Raw genomic sequence first — 19,043 nt, 5'->3', positions numbered from 1 at the left:
CTAGTTCAAACCAGAAACGGACTGCGAACGCGATAGCATTTTAGAATCCCATTGCTTTAGCTATGGGAGTGTCAATACCTGTCTACCCTGATGAAGCGATAAGAAACAATTAAAAAACGCCAAATGCATGGCGTTTATACTTTTTATTTATTCTTATTTTTATTTTTTGTTGCATTCTTTACAGCGTTAGCAGTTGCATCAACAGCACTCATGGCAGCATTCTCTGTTGTCTCTAAGGCACTATGAGCAGCGTGAAAAGCAGCACCTGCAGTGTCTTTGATGTTTTCTGATGTTTTATTCTTTTGGTTACCCATTATCCCACCTCCTAGTCTGCATATAGGTTATGGACGATTATGATTTTTATTCATCAAAAACAAGTTGCAGGCATGCTCGAATAAACGAAGAATTAAGATAATAAGTACTATTTTTAGGAGTGATTGCTTATCCGCAAATACGTGTCACTATTGATGGTGTGTGTGCTGATTGGCTGTTCAAGTAATAACCAATCAGAAAATGATCCCAATACAGTAATTAATCCAGAAACGGAAAATACAGGAGAGGACACGAATCCGAGTAATGGTAATAGTGAATTTGAGGTGATCGCAACCAATCTTAGTGTACCTTGGGAAATTGAACTAATGGATGAAGTTATTTATATAAGTGAACGGACCGGATCGATTACAAGGATTGCAGATGGCAACGCTGTGCGCAAGATGGTAGAACTAGACCAGCCGTTAGCAGAGCAAGCAGAGGCAGGCTTACTTGGACTAGCGTTTTCACCAGATTTTGATGAGACTAGTCAAGCTATTGCCTATTATTCATATGTAGATAATGGTGAAGTTTTCCAGCGAATTGCTACGATTCAAGAACAAGATGACCGCTGGGTAGAAACGGGTACGTTACTTGATTTTATTCCGGGTGGACAGTATCACCAAGGCGGCAGAATTGAAATTGGACCGGACGACAAATTATACGTGACAACTGGTGATGCGACAAAACCGCAATTGGCTCAAGATAAGGACAGTTTAGCAGGGAAGATTTTAAGAATGAATATGGATGGAACAATTCCAGACGATAATCCATTTCCTGACTCTTATGTGTATTCAGTCGGACACCGCAATCCACAGGGACTTGCGTGGGACAGTCAAGGCAATTTATATGCATCTGAGCATGGTAACCAGGCACATGATGAAATTAACTTGATTGAAGCAGGCAATAATTACGGTTGGCCAGTGATCCAAGGGGATGAACAAGCAGATGGAATGGTATCTCCAATCATTCATTCGGGTGAAACGACGTGGGCACCATCAGGACTAACCTTTTACGATAACAATTTTTACTTTGCAAGCTTGCGCGGGGAAGCTATCCGCAAATTCAACCCTGAAACCGAAACGGCGGAAATTGTAAATGATGGTTATGGTCGTATTCGTGATGTGATGGCAACTGAAAATGGCATCTACTTTATTACGAACAATACCGATGGAAGAGGCAGTCCATCCGAACCGGATGACCAACTAGTATTTTGGAGAATTGATTAATAATTAAGTTGGCCTTTAGACTGTAAATCTTGTATAAGTAAAAATGATAAAACATATAATAGCGTTTTGATCACGAGTGAAGCAAATTGGTTAAGCATGTAATATTTGATTTTGATGGAACACTTGTAGATTCCAAAATGACATTTATATCGAGTTGGAACACGTTAGCTAAAAAGCACCGTTTCAAAGAGGTGAACCCGGAAGATCTTGAGAATTTAAATAAGCTGTCAATGAAAGAGCGAAGTAAGCTTTATAATTTTCCAATGTATAAGTTGCCTTTTGTGATCCCAGAAATATATAAATTGTTTAAAGAATCAATCCATGAAATTAAATTATTTGATGGCATCAAGGAGCTTTTACATGAATTGGAGAGGACTGGATATCAAACTACAATTATATCATCCAATTCACAAGACAATATAGAAGCGTATTTAGAACGCAATCAGATAAAAAGTGTATCCAATGTTATTTGCTCAAGTAGTCTTTTCGGAAAAGACAAGCTCATTAATAAATTTTTAAAAGACAATAATCTACAGGCTTCTGAGGTTATTTATGTTGGTGATGAGCATCGTGATATAGTAGCCTGCAAAAAATCTGGTGTGAAGATTATTTGGGTCGGTTGGGGTTTTGATTCTTTTGAGGTGGTGCAGGCAGAGCAGCCTGACTTTATGGTTTATGAGCCGAGTGAAATATTAAAAGTAATTTAAAATTATTGACTATAGCAGGAGTTTTCGTATAATTAAACTACATTTATAACTTTCTGCGAACTGATAAATCGTGACCCTAGTCACTCTCATTCGAATGAGCCGGTTTCGTATCTATATGAGATATGATTCTGGCTCATTTTATATTTTGAAGGGGGATTCTTGTGTATATTTTTAATGATCCGAAAGAGTTTTTCGAGCCTTTGTATCAAACGAAAGTGAAGATTTTTCCGTGGGAATTCGAACTATTACATACAAAAACACTAAGACGATTAAAGCATTTATCGCACTATGGCACAGGTTCATTTATTACGACTGTGAAGCATTCACGTTTTGAGCATACCATCGGTGTGTTTACTGTGATTGCTACTTTCTTTCCGGATGAAGAAGAACTTCGGATTGCAGCTTTGTTACATGATATAGGCCATCTTCCATTTTCACATGCTGTCGAGAAAACGCTTAGCTTTAATCACCATCAACTAACAGAGCAGTATATCAAGGAGATAGAAGTTGCATCAATATTAGACAAGTATGGATTTTCAGCAGATCGTGTCATTGCTTTATTAAACGACAATTCGCCATTATCGCACCAGACACCGTATTTGAGTGCGGACCATTTTGACAGCTTTATGCGTGATGCGTATATGAACGGAAAAAGTAAAGAGCATCCTGCAGAGGTGTTTAAGCGGATTTCATTTCAAGGAAATTATATCGAAGCAGATTTGCAAACGAGCAGAACAATTATGCATTCCATTCATGCAGACCACGCTAACTTCTTATCTCCTGTTATGGTCTGTTTAGATGCGTTGTTGGCAAAAGCAATCACCATCTATGCAGCGGAAACAGAAGTAGAATTGGGAGTAATCCAGCGATTAGTAAACAGCGAGCTAATTCAGTTGCTACGTGAAGTAAAAATAGATAGGATTACGAACATTCTTGATACAATCATGTATAATCCTGAGAGGCTAAGTGTTTATCCAGTTCCTGGAAACGAATTAGATGAAATTAGGGTTGTAAAAATATACGATAAAACACCACTTGTAGATGGTGCACCGTTAACTGCATTTTGTGAGGAATCACAGGTTTTAATGGGGGAAATTAGAGCAATGAAAAAAACATACTATTTCGGTCTCGACTAAGTAATCAATAGCACTAGATCAGCCTGTGTGTGACCTAGTGCTATCGATCAAAAATTATAAGGTTAATCCCTTCTTTTTTGCATCTGCATCTAACCCAGCGCCAATCGCTACGCCAGTACCAATTCCAATAGGCAGACCTAATGCAAAATTATCAGGAAATAATAGTAAACCGAATACGAGACCAAGACTCGTTCCTAGGGACATGTAAATGCCCAAGTAATAGCCTTCAGTTACAATTTTGTGCTGTTTTTGTAAATGAGCAATAATTCCCGCTATTTTTTGTGTATGGACTTTAACATCCGCTTTATTAGGTGCTGTATTATCCTTAAGTTGTTTTATATGACTTTCCAGCTCATTCAAGTATTGCTGACAATGGTGGCACTCTACAGAAAAGTGATCTAATCTTGTAATGATGCGTTCACACTGGTCTAATCCAAGTTTTTTCGCTGTTTGATCATTAACGTATTTTTCATATTGTTTAAGCATAGCTAGTAATCCTTCTGTTTTTGGGTTTTGCACAACTATCTCTCCTTTAAATCCTATACATCTAGATACGTGTAGAAAAACATAAATGTTTCATTATTCAGACCAAAAATGAATACGTTCATCAACTTCCGTATCCATTAATACCAACCTAAAATTATTACCAACACTATCCTCTTCATATGTTATGATGAGAGCGGAGAGAGGGAGGTCTACGATGGTGAATACACAACAAGCTAGAACTTCACATGCACTACGAGATCCATGGGAAGCATACCTAGACGTAGAAGACTCAGGGGAAATGAGGTTATCTAGTGTCGAGTTTACTACTACGACGCTATGTAATATGCGCTGCAGCCATTGTGCGGTTGGATATACGCTACAGGATAAAGATCCAGATGCGCTACCTATGGATTTGGTTTTCCGCCGGTTAGATGAGATTAAGCATCTTCGAACAATCAGTATTACTGGTGGAGAACCGATGATGTCGAAGAAGTCTATTCGTAACCATGTGTTACCACTACTTCAATATGCACATCAGCGCGGTGTGAAAACACAAATAAATTCCAATCTTACACTGCCATATAGTCGTTATGAATCGATAATACCTTACTTGGATGTTCTACATATATCTCATAATTGGGGCACGTCAGAAGAATTTGCTGAAACTGGTTTTGCCCGCATGAATCGAAAGCCATCTATGGAGAATCGAAAGCACTATTTTAACCGGATTTTAGAAAATGCTAAACGACTAGCTAATGATGGTGTAATGGTATCTGCTGAAACGATGTTAAATAAGCGAACATTTCCTTATTTAGAAGAAATTCATGACCAAGTAGTTGAAATGGGTTGTGCAAGACATGAGATTCATCCTATGTACCCAGTTGATTTTGCCAGCAATCTTGAAACATTAGATTTAGCAGATATGCGTAATGCTATCAACCGGCTTCTTGATCATCGTAATAAAAATATTTGGATGTTATTTGGTACGCTACCTTTTTACCCGTGTAGCTCATCTACGGTTGAATTAGAATTGCAAAGACGCTTATTTAATGAAAAGAATGTTACTGTGCGAAATGATCCTGATGGACGTTCACGCTTGAATGTTAACATATTTACAGGGAAAATATCAGTAACTGATTTTGGAGATGAACCACCATTGGGTGCGATTCAGGACACGTCTCTTCTAGATGCCTATGCTAGCTGGAATAATACGAAGACGGCACAGCAGCTGAATTGTCATTGCCCTGCAGTAAAATGCCTTGGTCCAAATATTCTAGTGAAAAATACATATTATCAGGATGTGGATTTTCAGCAGCGAGAAACTAAGATTAGTAGATAAATAGTTGACGTGGCCAAGTATAGTTTAACTCTGGCCACGTTTTAGTATGTTTCATATCTAACTTTCTAATTTCGTCCTTATCTGCCGCAAATGATGTGCATCGTGCTCCAAGAACAATTGCGCAAATAGCTCAGCTGAATATTCGACGGGCTCGTTCTCAATTTGAAATTTTATATGCTTATCTATTGCTTGCAACTCTTTAGCTAGGTTTGTCCGAATTGCAGCAAAATCATCGATTAGTTCAGCCACATTGTCGTATTTCTCTATATAAGAAACTGCTTCCTCATTAAATAAATCGTGGTCAGGAAAAGCGGGTAATCTCACGCCATCTGCCATGAGAGGAACCATTTTTTCTAAATTGAATTGATCCCAATATAACAAATGTCCGATTATCTCTCGGACTGACCATTTTCCATCTGCAATAGGTTCAACTAGGACTTCTTCTCGATATTTTTTTAGTTGTACGAATTCATCTACATTTCCAAATGTATAAAAAACGTTCGTCACCTTAAATCCCTCCAATGTATTCATTCTATTAAAAAGAAACTAGCAGTGCAAATTACGAGTAAATCATTATTCTAAATAAATATACCTAGCCAAACACCATTTATCATGGCAAGTACTAAGATGATTTTCTCATAAGCGGACACTTGATAGGCATCGTTAACATCCATTTTAAATACTAAAAAAATTGCTGTAATGACCATGATTAGCATTCCTATCATGGCCCACAGTCGTTCAAAACCTAACCACCATGCACAAATACCGGTCAACAGAAAATACACAATTGCGGGGAGACGGCAAAATGATACTCCGAACTTATTTACAGCCCAAACCACGCTAGTTTGTTTGACTGGTGTTGCTTGTTGATCTGCATTTCGATCTGGTATGTGATGAACCATTATCCAGGCGATACAAAATAATCCATTAATGATTGCATTTTGCCAAGCCCATACTGGAATTGTATCCAGGGTAAGCCACGCACCTGCCAAGCCTAGTGCTAAAATAGATGGAAAGGTGGAAAACCATTCGCCAACAAACGGTCGATAACTTAATCGAAATGGAGGAAGCGAATACGAAATAGCTGCCCATAATCCGATTGCTAATAAAATTGCTAGTTTATAAAACCCAAATAATGCAAATCCAACAACGAACATGCTTAGTATTATGCTTAACCATTTTCCTAAGGTAGAGAGTGCCGTGGTAGAAATGAGACCAGTTTGGATAACTCGACTTCCACCCGACAGGATTCCGGGACTGTGCAAGTCGGTACCGGATTGATTGTCAATATAATCATTCCAAACATGCGTAAGCACACCGTGGATAGTGAAGGCAGCAAAAATCAGCAAAAGAAATATTAAAATTAATTGATTCGTGGGAAAAGAATAGTATAAATAAATGGGAATCATCGTCGAAACGATCGTAGTAATACTTGAAGCAATCACTGCAATCGAGCGCAGAAGTAACCACCCTCCTTTGATACGGGTAGATATAGAAGAATGTGACATGTTTTAAGCTCCTTTGCTAATTCAAGTTCTTAGACTATACCCGCTCGGAAAGGATCTGAAGCAAACGAATAGTAGACAGTTACAGGAATGTAAACAGCCGACAGTTCGTTTTCTCTGCTAAGCTTCAATTTTTCAAATTATTAATTTTATATCATACTTTACCTTGCACATATATTTACCAGCATCTTCTGCAGTTTGATAATCTATACATAGTAAATCGAGAGAGTAAATTCTGTTTTTTAGTGAAATTTGAATAGAGAGATTCTTTGAAAATTGATTTCACATAAAATCATAACTTTAAATAATAAGGTGATGATTAGTGGGCTGATATCATTTATGATTGTGAAGTACCAATAGAAAAGCTAGAAGGGGAGTTTACAATATGAGTAAGAAAATTATTATAGAGGTTGTTCAAAAAGGTGCCAAATGATCAGCGGCGAACTCTAGAGTTGGTTCATCTTTCCGGTTATGGAAAAGCAAATCACTTTTCCTTACCTCATGTAGGAAAAGCCTACACTGCGGTCCTCAAGATTTCACCGCCTCGACCTTCTTGCTGCTAATTCGTCACCTTTTTGAACACGCACTTATATATACTGCCCTAGTAGCCATTGCAATGGGGGCGTTTGTTTTTGCGATAAGTGGGGAGAAAAATACATTGATGGAAAATAAAACGCAAGATATTAAGCAATTGGTTCAAGACTACAGTGTAGGTAAAGTGAAAGATCAGACCGCTTCAATCACTTCCGAACAATTGATTATTACCAACAATAACGAAAGTCAGGTCACGTATGATTTACCGGAAGATGAGTTTTTCGTTTCAATCGCACCAAATGTTGAGAACACCCATCCATGTGCAATTCATAGCTTGACTGGCTGCCAAGGAGAATTGGTGAATGAAACATTCCAATTATATATTGAAGATATGGAAGGTGCTGTCGTTCTTGACGAAACAGTTACATCACAGGCTAACGGATTTATAGATTTGTGGCTTCCACGTGACGGGAAATATCAAGTAACGATTAAACACGACGGAAAAACTACACAGTCAGAGTTATCCACTTTTTAAAATGATAATACTTGCGTTACAACAATGCAGTTAAAAGATCAGAAAAGTGTTTAATCAAATTAATCAGCTATAGTGACTATGAAATTATATAATTATTTCATAGTCATTTTGTTTCCCATTCCTTCAAACAAGGGTATTTATGCTAAACCTAATACTAAATTCTACATTAAAGGAGAGAAAAAAATGTCTCTATCACTAATCTTTGATATGGATGGAACACTGTTTCAAACCGATAAAATATTAGAATTATCACTAGATGATACGTTTGATTATTTACGCTCATTAGATAAATGGAACGGGGCAACCCCTATTGATACATACCGTGAAATTATGGGCGTCCCATTGCCAAAAGTATGGGAAACATTGCTGCCTAATCATTCTAATAAAGACAGAGAGCTTATGAATGACTATTTTCTAAAAAGATTAATTGAAAATATCAAAAATGGGAAAGGGGCCTTATATCCTCATGTAAGGGAAGTTTTTAGTTATTTAAAGGAAAAGAATTGTTCAATATACATAGCGAGTAATGGGTTAACAGCATATTTACATGCAATAGTAAATTATTATCATTTGGATCAATGGGTTACAGAAACATTTAGTATTCAGCAAATAGAATCGTTGAATAAATCAGATCTAGTTCAAACTATTGTTAAAAAGTATCGTATTACACAAGGAGCAGTAGTAGGTGATCGGTTATCTGATATAAATGCAGCCAAAGATAATCAGTTAGTCGCGATAGGTTGTAATTTTGACTTTGCAAGAAAAGATGAACTAGCTAAGGCCGATTTAGTAATTGATGATCTATTGGAGTTGAAAAAAATGCTACCAAATTTAAGTAAATAAGAATCCTGTGTTCAAATCATGTTGATGAAATAGATATTCCTTGAATCCATAGCTGGACAAAAAGACACTTAACGAGTTAGAGCAATAAGCGAAGATTTTAAAAGAGAAAATGGCATGGGTTTTAAGTGATATGTAAAGGTAGAAAATAGTCAGAATTTATATACTATAGGATGAACATTTCCTAAAACAAGCTCAAGGAGGTTTACTCCATAGCAAATCCGGGGAACTTTACCTAGGAATATAAAAACTTGAAGGTGAGTTCAGATGGATTTATGGTTGGAATATGGCTGGACAATGCTCGTTATCATCGGCTTAGAAGGGCTGTTATCTGCGGATAATGCGCTTGTGATGGGGGTAATTGTGAAGAATTTACCAGAGAGCAAACGTAAGAAAGCTTTATTTTATGGGATAGTAGGAGCATTTTTATTTAGGTTTGCTGCTTTGTTCGCAATCTCTTTTGTAGTGAATATTTGGCAGATTCAGGCAATCGGAGCTGTATACTTGATCTACTTAGGTGTAAAGAGTTTGATGAAAAGCAAAGATGATGATTCAGAATCCTCTATAGATGAAAATCAAAGTTTTTGGAAAGCAATTGTCAAGGTGGAACTAACCGATATTGCATTCGCAATAGATTCTATTTTGGCAGCTGTGGCCATTGCAGTCTCCTTACCTAATACTCCTTTACCTACAATTGGAGGTATGGACGGTGGTAAATTTATCGTCGTGTTCATAGGTATGGCCATTGGATTGGCTTTGATTCGAATTGCAGCAACATATGTTGTAAAATTCATGAAACAATACCCTGTATTAGAAAATGCAGCCTTTTTAATTGTTGCTTGGGTCGGCATCAAATTAGCCGTCCATACATTAGCACATCCAGATATCGAGTTAGGTCTAATCACAGAGTCTTTTACACATAGCATAGGCTGGAAAGCCACCTTCTGGGGCGTAATGCTTTTGATTGTAGTAATATCAGGAGTAATTGCTAAAAGAAGAGGTAGTGTTAGTGAGCAAAATTAATTAGAAAAAGAAGTTTTTTATTCTCTAATCATTATTAAATAGATTGTCCTATTTACCGATTATGTTCGTAGAAACGCATTATTCGTCACTGGTTATCCAGTTTTAACTGGGTGAACCGTGTAAAAATATTAACCCGGATAGCTACTACTAATTATTAAGGAAGTGGGTATCGCAATAATACGTGGCAATATTTTAAAATTATCTTGTGCTTTAATCATTATCCATATAAGATATATTCACACAAGTAAAATTGTTAAAAAGTTCAGTCTATTAGGAAGGTGAATATGATAAGAATATTTCTGATTTCTACCCAGGTTTTTTATGCTCTTTGCTTATTTCCCTGGTATTTTGCTTTCGCAATATCGTTATGGGCACTTGATGGCGGTTTGAATTTTTCAAATGGCTTATTTTTTGTAGTCACTATTTTATATCCAGTTGCAGTTATCTTTTGTTCAATTTTTGCATGGGTTTGCCGAATCAAGAAAAAACGACTTGCCATTATCTTAAATTGTATTCCGTTGCTGTGGATAATAGGTTATCCGGTTTTACTGCTTGTCTTAAATTGATCTAAAAAGATTACGGCAAGGGTTAATTGCTCCTGCCGTAAAACATTTACCTTCTTAAAATTTTTAAATCCGCTTAAATTCATTTCAAATTTACCACTGTGAATCCCTTCAAAGAGATATTTATACTTTTTAAACTCTATTAAACTCAACTACAGATTACTTGCTTTGCATAATTCCAATGATCAGTTACGTTTACAAACTGTTCAAGTGGGATACAAGTAATATATACACGTAATAAATTATAAAGAAATCGTTTAGGTGTAATCTGACAGGAGGCTATATAGATGATTTCTACAAAAGTAATTGATCAAGCACAACATATATTAATACAAGAAAAGCAGGAATTGGTCAATCGTCTACAACTAAGAGAAGGTGCAAATAAACCAACAGGAGAATTGTCCAACTATGATAACCATCCTGGTGATCAAGGTACAGCGCTTTATGACCAAGAAAAAGAACTTGCTCTTCATGGACATGCAAAACATAAAGTTGAAGAAATAAATGACGCGCTAAAGAAGATAGAATCTGACACTTACGCAATATGTGAGATATGTGGCAATGACATCGAGGAAGAGCGAATACTAGCAGTACCTACTACTTCTAGATGTCAAACGCACGCTGAAGGAAGATTAACGAATGAGCGCCCAGTAGAAGAAGACATCATGGAGCCGGATATAATTTCAAGTGAGGTGAAAGCAGAAGCGAAGGAATCAACCGCATTTGATGGTAAGGATTCGTGGCAGGCTGTTGAAGCATACGGATCATCAGAAACGCCATCTGATTTTTATAAAAAGAAAGGTGACTATGATGACATGTATATTGATTCAGACGAATTAGCAGGTAGCTCAGAGGAGATTGAGGAAGTAGCAACAACGGATATAAACGGGAAAAATCAACCAAGCAGAAGAAAAGCAGAAAAAGAAGACAATGACTAAATAATGGTTTGATTATCCAGGGAAATAAAAGAAAGGATGGAAATGATGAAAGCAAAAACAATCTATAGTATTTTTGGAACCCTTCTTATCGGCCTATTTCTCGTTCTCGGAATTGCTTTTGCCTTCGAACATTCTCAGGATGAACCGAGCGGTGATCCGCAAACAGAGGAAAATCCTGATGGGCAGGTTGTTGGAAATGTATCGAATGAGGATAATTCAAGTTCACAAGAGAATAGCGATACTTCAAATTAATAGGGTGTATCCATTGTTTGCTTGAGAATAATCAATCATTTCACGGAAGGATTTGCAGCTAATATAAGCAAATTAAAAATCGAGTCAACCATAAATCCATTCTCGCTTTAATTAGAGAATGGATTTTTAATTCATTATTCTTAATTACAAGTCAAAAAGGCCGTCAGCTTTGGCCATATATGCGTGTTTTATCTATGCACAAGCTTAAAAATGACCTTTTATTCCTATTATTGTTTCTACACGATCGGCTTGTTCTGCTTTATCCAAATATTCGAATAAACCTAAGCGATTCCCCCAGGGATCAGAAAATGTTGCCCAACGCACTGGTACCTCAGCACGCTCATGAATCTCGAAAGGTTCTACTTGTAGATGGTGAATCAATCGACCTCTGGTTTCTTCTAGATTAGTGACACCTAATCGTAAGGGACCACTCCCCATTGCTGATTCTCCTTCTGCAATTTGCAACCAGCAGCCGGGAATTACTTCCCATTCAGCAAAGCCTTCATGTGGGACAAAATCTGCATCTTTGTTAAGTAGTGTCTGATACCATTCTCGAGCTTCATTAAAATTCGAAACACGGAACTGTATCGTCATTTCAAAAAACATAGGATACCACCTTTTACATATTGGAAAATTCCACGATTTCAATTTGGTTGCCAGATGGATCTTCGATAACAAAATATCGACCTGGTGGACATGGTTGTGGCTCGTCAAAAACTAACTTTGCACCTCTGGATTGTAATAAAGTGAAATCACGATCAATGTCCTCTGAGTATAATCCTAGCAAAACGTGTTGATTGGTTGGAGAGAGCGCATTTTTTTCTGTTTCTTCTAATACAATTGGTATCCCGTCATGCATTAGACTAATTATCTTATCTCCGTAATGCTCTGATACTTTGAAATCGAGCACTTCTGTATAAAACTTGATAGCATTTTTTAAATCATTTACTTTAACCGTTAATACACATACCTGATTCAACATAACTTGTCCTCCTCGTTCTTTCTATAAATAAATTCTAGCAATTAAAAAGCTTAAAAAATTCTTCTAGTTTGCTCTGTTTTTTTCTCTTTCAAATAACAATTGAGGTAGATTAATTAATATTGGGGGATCGGTAGGTAAAGCTTCCCGTAAAGAAATCGTCTGTTCTGTATCGGTATCCTTAGCTACTTGGACAACTGGATCTATTTTCCCTCGAAGTGCTTTGTCTAAAATAAAGTAATCTTTTGGATTCATACTCCATGGTATAGCAGCTGCCATTATAAAATAGTTACCAGGTGGTATACATGTAAATACACATCTTGTTTGATCTTTTACTACGGTTCCCATGATTGGTTTTTGGTCTGGGATTGGCCTTGGAAACAAACCAATAAAAATAAGTCCTTTAAAACTATTTGGAACATCAAGATTAATGGTTATTATCGGAGAGTTAAACTTGGTATTTAATATTACTTCATCATTTTGATATTGATTAATGTACTTATGTAAAAGTCTAGCATTTAATTGAAATTTTTTTGGAGATAAACCAACAAATTGCTTGAATTTAGTACTAAATGTTCCAATGCTTTGGAATCCAATAGACAGCAGTGTTTTTAGAACGGATGGCGAAGAAGCATTAACAAGTATCTCTTTTCCTGCTTCTACTCGTAGTGCCGACAAAAAGTGTCGTGGTGATATACCAGTTACTTCTTTGAAAATTCTTGTGAAATGGTAAGGACTATACCCAACAGAGCGAGCTAAATCTTCAGAAGTAATCTGCTTGTCTAAATTGATTCTCATAAATTCGATTGCCTTTACAACCACATCTATTTTATAAATTGCTTTTTCCACAAGGATCACCCTTAAAAAGTATGTGTAAATTTGCTTCATTTCTCATTATATACCATTTGTGTGTTTTAAAAATATTTAAATGTCAGTTGTTCAATCATCGGAAACTCAATAGGGTGCATCATCAATACGTAACTTGAGACTGATCAATTTAAGATATGTGTACGTGTAGCTCCGAGCGCCAAAAATTAGGCAATTTCACGAATCGCCCTACGATAAGTCATCATCCTTTCAGGTTTTATCGAAGGTCGACTAAAAGCGGACTTGTCGTCCAACTTAGGCATACCCATTACGCAGGGTATGATTCCTTTATCTCAGTCGATTTACTCCAATCGCTAATTGTCTAAGCGGTGCTCTGCGCTTTTCCTAGTATTATGGGACATGAAAACAACTCCCTTGACTAGCGAACGTATGATCTTATATGTTAGTATCATCTAAAAAAGGAATGGGGCGTTGCAGATGAAGATTGATATAAAAGAAACAGTTGCTAGGAAAATTCTTACGGAGGCAAAAGGGTATCTAGACGTTGGATTTACACATTCCTTAAATCCATATAGTGGCTGTGCATTTGCTTGTCTTTACTGTTATGTGCGAGAAATGCCGATCCAGAAATTCAAAGAAATCCCTTGGGGAGAATGGTTGACCATTAAAACAAATGCAGCAGAAAAATACCGCAGGGAAATAATCAAACTTCCGAAAAAAAATAAATCTGTAAATATATTTATGTCATCTGCAACCGATCCATATCAACCAATCGAACGAAAGACTGAATTGACGAGAGCACTACTTGCAGAAATGATCGAAAATCCACCTGATTTTGTGCAGCTCCAAACACGAGGCTCTCTCATTACAAGAGATATTGATTTACTAGTGAAATTGAAAGAAAAATGTGAAGTACTCGTGTCTATGACAATTGAAACCGATCGAGAAGATGTCAAACGGATATTCGCACCATTTGCTACAGGAATTAAATTACGACTAAAAACATTAAAACAAGTACATGATGCCGGAATATCTACACAAGCGTCGATTTCACCTGTCTTGCCATTCACCCCAGATTTTCCGAAAGTATTGGATGGAATTGTTGATCATATATGGATCGATACGCTTAGTATTGGGGACGGTTCAATGGGAAAACGATCAGCGCGGCTTGGCATGCCAGCGTTATTTAGACAGCATGAACTAGAAAAGTGGTATCGAAGTGACATACACGTTGCGGTGGAAAAGTACTTTCATAAATATTTTCCAAGTGAGATGATACGGGTTTCTAAAGAAGAAGCCTTTCTGAAATAAGGAGTTAATCTTACTTTGAGACTTGAAAATTAACTGTTATTAAACGAGATACCATGATACACTCAAGTAAATGAATGATCATTCATTCGAGGGGTGAGTGCTATGAAAGATAAGGTGGTTATTGTTACTGGTGGTTCAAATGGGATGGGGAAGTACATGGCAGCGCGTTTTGCTCATGCTGGTGCGAAGGTAGTCATTACCGGTAGGAATCAGGAAAGACTAACACGTGCAGCTGACGAAATTACAGAAACAAATCCAAAAGCGGAAATTTTGAAAATACAAATGGATGTTCGAGAAATCAGTCATGTACAGCATATGGTATCGGAAACTTTAAAAGAATACGGAAAAATTGATTTTTTAGTAAATAATGCTGCAGGTAATTTTATTTGTCCAGCAGAAAAACTGAGCCCGAACGGTTGGAATTCTGTTATTGATATTGTATTAAATGGGACATTTTACTGTAGCAGTGAAGTGGGAAAGTATTGGATTGAAAAAGGAATGAAAGGAAGTATCATTAATATGGTAGCAACTTATGCGTGGAATGCTGGAGCTGGGGTGATCCATTCTGCTGCAGCAAAAGCTGGTGTGCTATCGATGACGAGAACGCTTGCCGTTGAATGGGGAAGAAAATACGGTATCCGAGTTAACGCAATTGCTCCAGGACTGATTGATAGAACAGGTGGTGCCGAAAAATTATGGGAGTCCAAAGAAGCAGCTGAGAGAACGCTAGATAGCGTACCATTAGCCAGGTTAGGTACACCTGAGGAAATAGCCGAACTTGCCTTTTTTCTATTTTCAGAGCATGCGGGCTATATTAATGGAGAATGTATTACGATGGATGGTGGCCAATGGTTAAACCAACACCCTTTTTAATGGTGCATTACTAGCATAATATCTATAACGCTAAAAACATGATTAGATGCAATGTCGATGATAAGAAATTGTTAAAGCAAAGAAAGAAGAGACTGATTGATTGTCAGTCTCTTCTTCATTTTTTGCAAGTCAATAGCAACAGCTTGATCTCCATTTGATATATCGCTTCTGCTTTATTCTGATTATCATAAGTATAATCATTTTAATAATGCATAATATCCCATATCCCAACCATTAGCGTCAGTTACTTCTATTGTTGCTCGGAAAGATACTTCAATATAATCGGTTCCGGTCGCATGGTACCAACCAGATTGACGTAATGATGCTTTCCAATCCGATGGGTTCGAGGGGTTATCGTTCATTGCTTCGTTGACGACATCCCCGGAAATTACGTTAGGTCCAAAATTTAGCTATATCAGTAAAATTGAAAGCGGCTTAGGTGTTGCAACCCAATTTGCTCATTTAAGAGTTTTTTGTATCAATAATGCGACTACAAAGTTGCTTTCCAAATGTAATTATATCTTTATGCCGCGAAAACTATAACCCATTAAACTATAGTTTATGCTTTAAAAACTAAAGGGATAGGGTAGAATGTATTAGATGATTATAAATATATTAAATTAAGCGCAGAGGCTACTATCAACTTTAATAGTTATTGGACAAACGCTGAAATAAGCAAGTTTGGTAGTTACTACCTCATTTCATTTTTGTGTGTTTAGCAAAAATGGTAAGTTTCCATCTTAATTGTTGGATTTATTTTAAACAACCTCTTTAAGCTTTATCAGGAAGGAAAAAACAAAAATCAGATAAAATTCATATAGAATAATAGTTGAGTAAAGATTAGACCTAACCTAAAATGAACATAATTAGATATATATAAACCTGCCAATCTAGGAGGATCCACTTTGAATACGATAGATTTTTCAAGACTATCACCCTATGAACTAGGTGAAACAAACAGCAAAGAAGCAATTCCGTTTCTTATTACATACTTACGAGATGGCCAAGACAATGATCAACGGCTAGCAGCTTCTGCGATTACTAAATTATCCCAAAAATACAACAATGAATGCAAGCCCGCGCTGGCTTTCCTGCTTCAAAATTTATCATCAGAAAAAGCACAAGTCCGTCAATATACTTTGAAGGCAATAGACGTTTTGTCCTTGGAGAAAGGTGATGTAACAGAACAAGCCCTAGCAACAATTGCAAATATCGAAAAAAATGATTCCAAACAATATAACCGACAGGCTGCACAGACAATCGCTTTAAAGTGGGCAGCAATCGCAACCAACACACCAACCGTAGCGTTAACTACACAGAGTGAGCAATCTTCGTCAACTTATAGCCAATTTCCTAAAGGTGCAACGAAAAAGGTGATCGAAAAAGCAGAACTAGCAAGTACGAAAACGACCGTAGAATTAGTAAAGGATGATGAGACGGATGCTTTTTATTTCCGCTCACTTGAGCAGGAAGGAATTAAGCTGAATGAACCGCAGATAAATGCGACACGTCACAAGGAAGGACCATGTCTTGTGCTGGCAGGGGCAGGTAGTGGGAAAACGAGGGTGCTTTCTTCAAGAGCAGGATATTTAATGTCGGTCTTGAACATAAATCCGCACCAAATCTTATTGTTAACCTTCACTAAAAAGGCTGCCGAAGAAATGAAAGAGAGAATTGCCTTGTTACCCGGACTCACAAATCAGATGGCCAGAAGTGTTACGAGTGGCACCTATCATTCTATATTTTTACGAATATTAAAGAAAAGTGGAGATCAGCGAAGCGTCCTTTCAATTGAAAGGCGAAAGCACACGTACTTAAAGATTATCATGAAAGAGATGGGCATTAGTGGGGACTACGAGCCTGAATCGCTACTTGAAATGTTATCTCACTATAAAAGTAACATGACGCCAGCGGCCGAAATGCCAGACAAAACACCAGTACAGAAGGAAGTAAAAGAAATTCTCGTGAAATACGAGCAAGTGAAAAAAGATAATAGGTTAATGGATTTTGATGATATTCTGCTTGACACTTACTTTTATCTTAAACAAAATCCACATCTATTGCATAGAATCCAACAACAATTTGCTTTTGTACTTTGTGATGAATGGCAGGATACGAATCCGATTCAGTACGAACTAGTGAAAATGTTAGCGATGCCTCAAAACAACTTATTTGTCGTAGGAGATGATGACCAAACTATATACGAATTCAATGGTGCCGATGCTTCAATTATCCTAAATTTTCACAAAGATTATCGAAACACGAAGGTTTTTCATTTGGATATTAATTACCGTTCTACGACAACGATTGTCGGCTTAGCAAACAAGATCATATCCTTAAACAAGCAGCGCTATGAAAAAGTTTTAAAAGCGAATAAACAAAGTGATAATAGCCCATGCTTCATTCGACCACGATCGTCAGATGAAGAAGCGGATATTATAGTAGAAACCGTGATTAATGATGTGCAATCAGGCAAGCGAAGGTTTAAGGATGTTGCTATTCTTTATCGAACGAACAGTTACAATCGGGCAATTTTTGATAGATTGGTTTTGAATGATATCCCTTTTGTCACATATGGAGATGCGAATACGTTTTACGAGCAATCGATTGTAAGACCGGTTATTGATCATTTACGAGTAGCAGTAGATGGTAAAAATGAACAAGCTGTCGAAGGGATGCTTCCTACACTTTATGTAAATAGAGAAAGAGCAATGGCATTCATTCAAAAAGCTGAATTATCAAGCCCGAAGAATAAGTTATTAGAGCATCTAGTCGATTTTCCTGGCTTGAAAGAATTTCAAAGAAGTCAAATCTACCAACGAATCAAGCTTTTACAGAAATTAAGAGACCGTGAGCCGTTGGAGGCAGTTCGAGAAATTCACAAAGTATATGAAAAATATTTAGACACATTTAAAAACAAAAATCTCACCTTGCATAAAGAAATGTTAAAGGAGACGCTCGCAGAAATAGAATCAGCGACGAGACGATTCAAAACAATAAGAGAGTTTTTATCCTTTGTAGATGAAATTATTGAGAAGAATAACAAGATGGATGGACTCCGCAAAGATGTGAAAGCAGACGTTGTTAAAGTAATGACGATTCATCGAGCGAAAGGATTAGAATTCCCAGTTGTCTATTTAATCGGTGCGTCAGATAAGATTTTGCCACATAATTCGGTGTTAGATGAAAAAACAGACGTTTCCGGAGTCGAAGGAGAGCGACGTCTTGCATACGTTGCAGTAACGAGAGCGGAAGAAGAGTTGTACATCAGTTCGCCGCAACAATATCGAAACGAAAAGGTGGACATTTCCCGATTTGTCTCAGAAGTATATCGAGACCCCAACCTAAAAAAAGGTGAATCGCAGGATCGATCAAAAAGAATTACGATTCATAGCAAACCTTCTAAACGGGAAAGTAAGCAGGATCCAGTACCAAAGCCAAAAAAGTATGAATCAGTGCTTGTCTGGGATTGTATCAGTGATAAGTGTAACGCTTGGATGCGAATCACTTCACATGAAGAAACACTGATGGAAGAGAAGGACTGTCCAATGTGTAGTGGGAAGATGGAAAAAGGTGTGAAAGAAGTTGTGGTGAATTGAACTTTTAAAGGTGAAACTGTTCGGTATATCCTACTAATGCGCGGACCTTGAAAAGGA

At 37.2% G+C, this 19,043-nt stretch carries 21 protein-coding genes; 12 read left to right on the top strand and 9 right to left on the bottom strand.

Annotation, left to right across the window (positions count from 1 at the left end):
- Positions 1-143: 143 nt before the first annotated feature.
- Complete coding sequence (locus tag ACI6MV_RS11050) at positions 144-314, bottom strand: hypothetical protein (RefSeq protein ID WP_407270352.1); 171 nt, start codon at positions 312-314, stop codon at positions 144-146.
- Positions 315-455: 141 nt separating this feature from the next.
- Here ACI6MV_RS11050 and ACI6MV_RS11045 point away from each other — a divergent pair, with 141 nt between their 5' ends.
- From ACI6MV_RS11045 to ACI6MV_RS11035, 3 genes are all read left to right on the top strand, one after another.
- Positions 456-1,538, top strand: coding sequence for a PQQ-dependent sugar dehydrogenase (locus ACI6MV_RS11045; protein WP_407270351.1), 1,083 nt, complete (start codon positions 456-458; stop codon positions 1,536-1,538).
- Between the two features lie 86 nt (positions 1,539-1,624).
- On the top strand, positions 1,625-2,245 hold the full coding sequence (locus tag ACI6MV_RS11040; protein WP_407270350.1) for an HAD hydrolase-like protein: 621 nt from the start codon (positions 1,625-1,627) through the stop codon (positions 2,243-2,245).
- A 161-nt stretch (positions 2,246-2,406) separates the two neighbouring features.
- A complete protein-coding gene (locus ACI6MV_RS11035) occupies positions 2,407-3,381 on the top strand; it encodes an HD domain-containing protein (protein ID WP_407270349.1) in 975 nt (324 codons plus the stop codon).
- 54 nt (positions 3,382-3,435) lie between these two features.
- Here the strand turns inward: ACI6MV_RS11035 and ACI6MV_RS11030 are convergent, their stop codons facing one another.
- Positions 3,436-3,900: a hypothetical protein gene (locus ACI6MV_RS11030; RefSeq protein WP_407270348.1), complete on the bottom strand. Its 465-nt coding sequence runs from the start codon at positions 3,898-3,900 to the stop codon at positions 3,436-3,438.
- Between the two features lie 181 nt (positions 3,901-4,081).
- Here ACI6MV_RS11030 and yfkAB point away from each other — a divergent pair, with 181 nt between their 5' ends.
- Complete coding sequence (gene yfkAB / locus ACI6MV_RS11025; protein WP_407270347.1) at positions 4,082-5,206, top strand: radical SAM/CxCxxxxC motif protein YfkAB; 1,125 nt, start codon at positions 4,082-4,084, stop codon at positions 5,204-5,206.
- Between the two features lie 57 nt (positions 5,207-5,263).
- Here yfkAB and ACI6MV_RS11020 read toward each other — a convergent pair whose 3' ends face one another.
- Together ACI6MV_RS11020 and ACI6MV_RS11015 are read right to left on the bottom strand one after the other, a co-directional pair.
- Complete coding sequence (locus tag ACI6MV_RS11020) at positions 5,264-5,713, bottom strand: DinB family protein (protein ID WP_407270346.1); 450 nt, start codon at positions 5,711-5,713, stop codon at positions 5,264-5,266.
- A gap of 71 nt (positions 5,714-5,784) precedes the next feature.
- Positions 5,785-6,714, bottom strand: coding sequence for a prenyltransferase (locus tag ACI6MV_RS11015; RefSeq protein ID WP_407270345.1), 930 nt, complete (start codon positions 6,712-6,714; stop codon positions 5,785-5,787).
- A gap of 613 nt (positions 6,715-7,327) precedes the next feature.
- Here ACI6MV_RS11015 and ACI6MV_RS11010 point away from each other — a divergent pair.
- The 3 genes from ACI6MV_RS11010 to ACI6MV_RS11000 all read left to right on the top strand — a co-directional run bounded on the left by ACI6MV_RS11010 (position 7,328) and on the right by ACI6MV_RS11000 (position 9,643).
- Positions 7,328-7,780 carry a CueP family metal-binding protein gene (locus tag ACI6MV_RS11010; RefSeq protein ID WP_407270344.1) on the top strand — a complete coding sequence of 151 codons (453 nt, stop codon included), beginning with the start codon at positions 7,328-7,330 and terminating at the stop codon, positions 7,778-7,780.
- Positions 7,781-7,963: 183 nt separating this feature from the next.
- A complete protein-coding gene (locus ACI6MV_RS11005) occupies positions 7,964-8,623 on the top strand; it encodes an HAD hydrolase-like protein (protein WP_407270343.1) in 660 nt (219 codons plus the stop codon).
- 264 nt (positions 8,624-8,887) lie between these two features.
- Positions 8,888-9,643 carry a TerC family protein gene (locus tag ACI6MV_RS11000; protein WP_407270342.1) on the top strand — a complete coding sequence of 252 codons (756 nt, stop codon included), beginning with the start codon at positions 8,888-8,890 and terminating at the stop codon, positions 9,641-9,643.
- 319 nt (positions 9,644-9,962) lie between these two features.
- On the opposite strand, the gene ACI6MV_RS10995 is transcribed toward ACI6MV_RS11000, so the two are convergent.
- Positions 9,963-10,142, bottom strand: coding sequence for a hypothetical protein (locus tag ACI6MV_RS10995; RefSeq protein ID WP_407270341.1), 180 nt, complete (start codon positions 10,140-10,142; stop codon positions 9,963-9,965).
- A gap of 351 nt (positions 10,143-10,493) precedes the next feature.
- On the opposite strand from ACI6MV_RS10995, the gene ACI6MV_RS10990 reads away from it, so the two are divergent.
- Positions 10,494-11,144: a TraR/DksA C4-type zinc finger protein gene (locus ACI6MV_RS10990; protein ID WP_407270340.1), complete on the top strand. Its 651-nt coding sequence runs from the start codon at positions 10,494-10,496 to the stop codon at positions 11,142-11,144.
- 45 nt (positions 11,145-11,189) lie between these two features.
- Complete coding sequence (locus ACI6MV_RS10985; protein ID WP_407270339.1) at positions 11,190-11,396, top strand: hypothetical protein; 207 nt, start codon at positions 11,190-11,192, stop codon at positions 11,394-11,396.
- Positions 11,397-11,600: 204 nt separating this feature from the next.
- On the opposite strand, the gene ACI6MV_RS10980 is transcribed toward ACI6MV_RS10985, so the two are convergent.
- The 3 genes from ACI6MV_RS10980 to ACI6MV_RS10970 form a co-directional block, all read right to left on the bottom strand.
- The gene (locus ACI6MV_RS10980; RefSeq protein ID WP_407270338.1) at positions 11,601-12,002 is read right to left on the bottom strand and encodes a VOC family protein; all 402 of its coding nucleotides are present in this window, start codon (positions 12,000-12,002) and stop codon (positions 11,601-11,603) included.
- A 13-nt stretch (positions 12,003-12,015) separates the two neighbouring features.
- Positions 12,016-12,378 carry a VOC family protein gene (locus ACI6MV_RS10975; protein WP_407270337.1) on the bottom strand — a complete coding sequence of 121 codons (363 nt, stop codon included), beginning with the start codon at positions 12,376-12,378 and terminating at the stop codon, positions 12,016-12,018.
- A gap of 63 nt (positions 12,379-12,441) precedes the next feature.
- A complete protein-coding gene (locus tag ACI6MV_RS10970; protein WP_407270336.1) occupies positions 12,442-13,224 on the bottom strand; it encodes a helix-turn-helix domain-containing protein in 783 nt (260 codons plus the stop codon).
- 456 nt (positions 13,225-13,680) lie between these two features.
- On the opposite strand from ACI6MV_RS10970, the gene ACI6MV_RS10965 reads away from it, so the two are divergent.
- Positions 13,681-14,514 carry an SPL family radical SAM protein gene (locus tag ACI6MV_RS10965; protein WP_407270335.1) on the top strand — a complete coding sequence of 278 codons (834 nt, stop codon included), beginning with the start codon at positions 13,681-13,683 and terminating at the stop codon, positions 14,512-14,514.
- A gap of 102 nt (positions 14,515-14,616) precedes the next feature.
- Positions 14,617-15,387 carry a 2,4-dienoyl-CoA reductase gene (gene fadH / locus ACI6MV_RS10960; protein WP_407270334.1) on the top strand — a complete coding sequence of 257 codons (771 nt, stop codon included), beginning with the start codon at positions 14,617-14,619 and terminating at the stop codon, positions 15,385-15,387.
- 197 nt (positions 15,388-15,584) lie between these two features.
- On the opposite strand, the gene ACI6MV_RS10955 is transcribed toward fadH, so the two are convergent.
- Positions 15,585-15,749, bottom strand: coding sequence for a hypothetical protein (locus tag ACI6MV_RS10955; RefSeq protein WP_407270333.1), 165 nt, complete (start codon positions 15,747-15,749; stop codon positions 15,585-15,587).
- A gap of 543 nt (positions 15,750-16,292) precedes the next feature.
- Here ACI6MV_RS10955 and ACI6MV_RS10950 point away from each other — a divergent pair.
- Positions 16,293-18,986 (top strand): UvrD-helicase domain-containing protein, encoded by a 2,694-nt coding sequence (locus ACI6MV_RS10950; protein ID WP_407270332.1) that lies wholly within the window; start codon positions 16,293-16,295, stop codon positions 18,984-18,986.
- The last annotated feature ends 57 nt before the right edge of the window (positions 18,987-19,043 follow it).

It is taken from the genome of Radiobacillus sp. PE A8.2 (assembly GCF_045635475.1).
Taxonomy (GTDB): Bacteria; Bacillota; Bacilli; order Bacillales; family Amphibacillaceae; genus JBJGXI01.
This window is presented reverse-complemented; position numbering and strand designations above follow the sequence as displayed.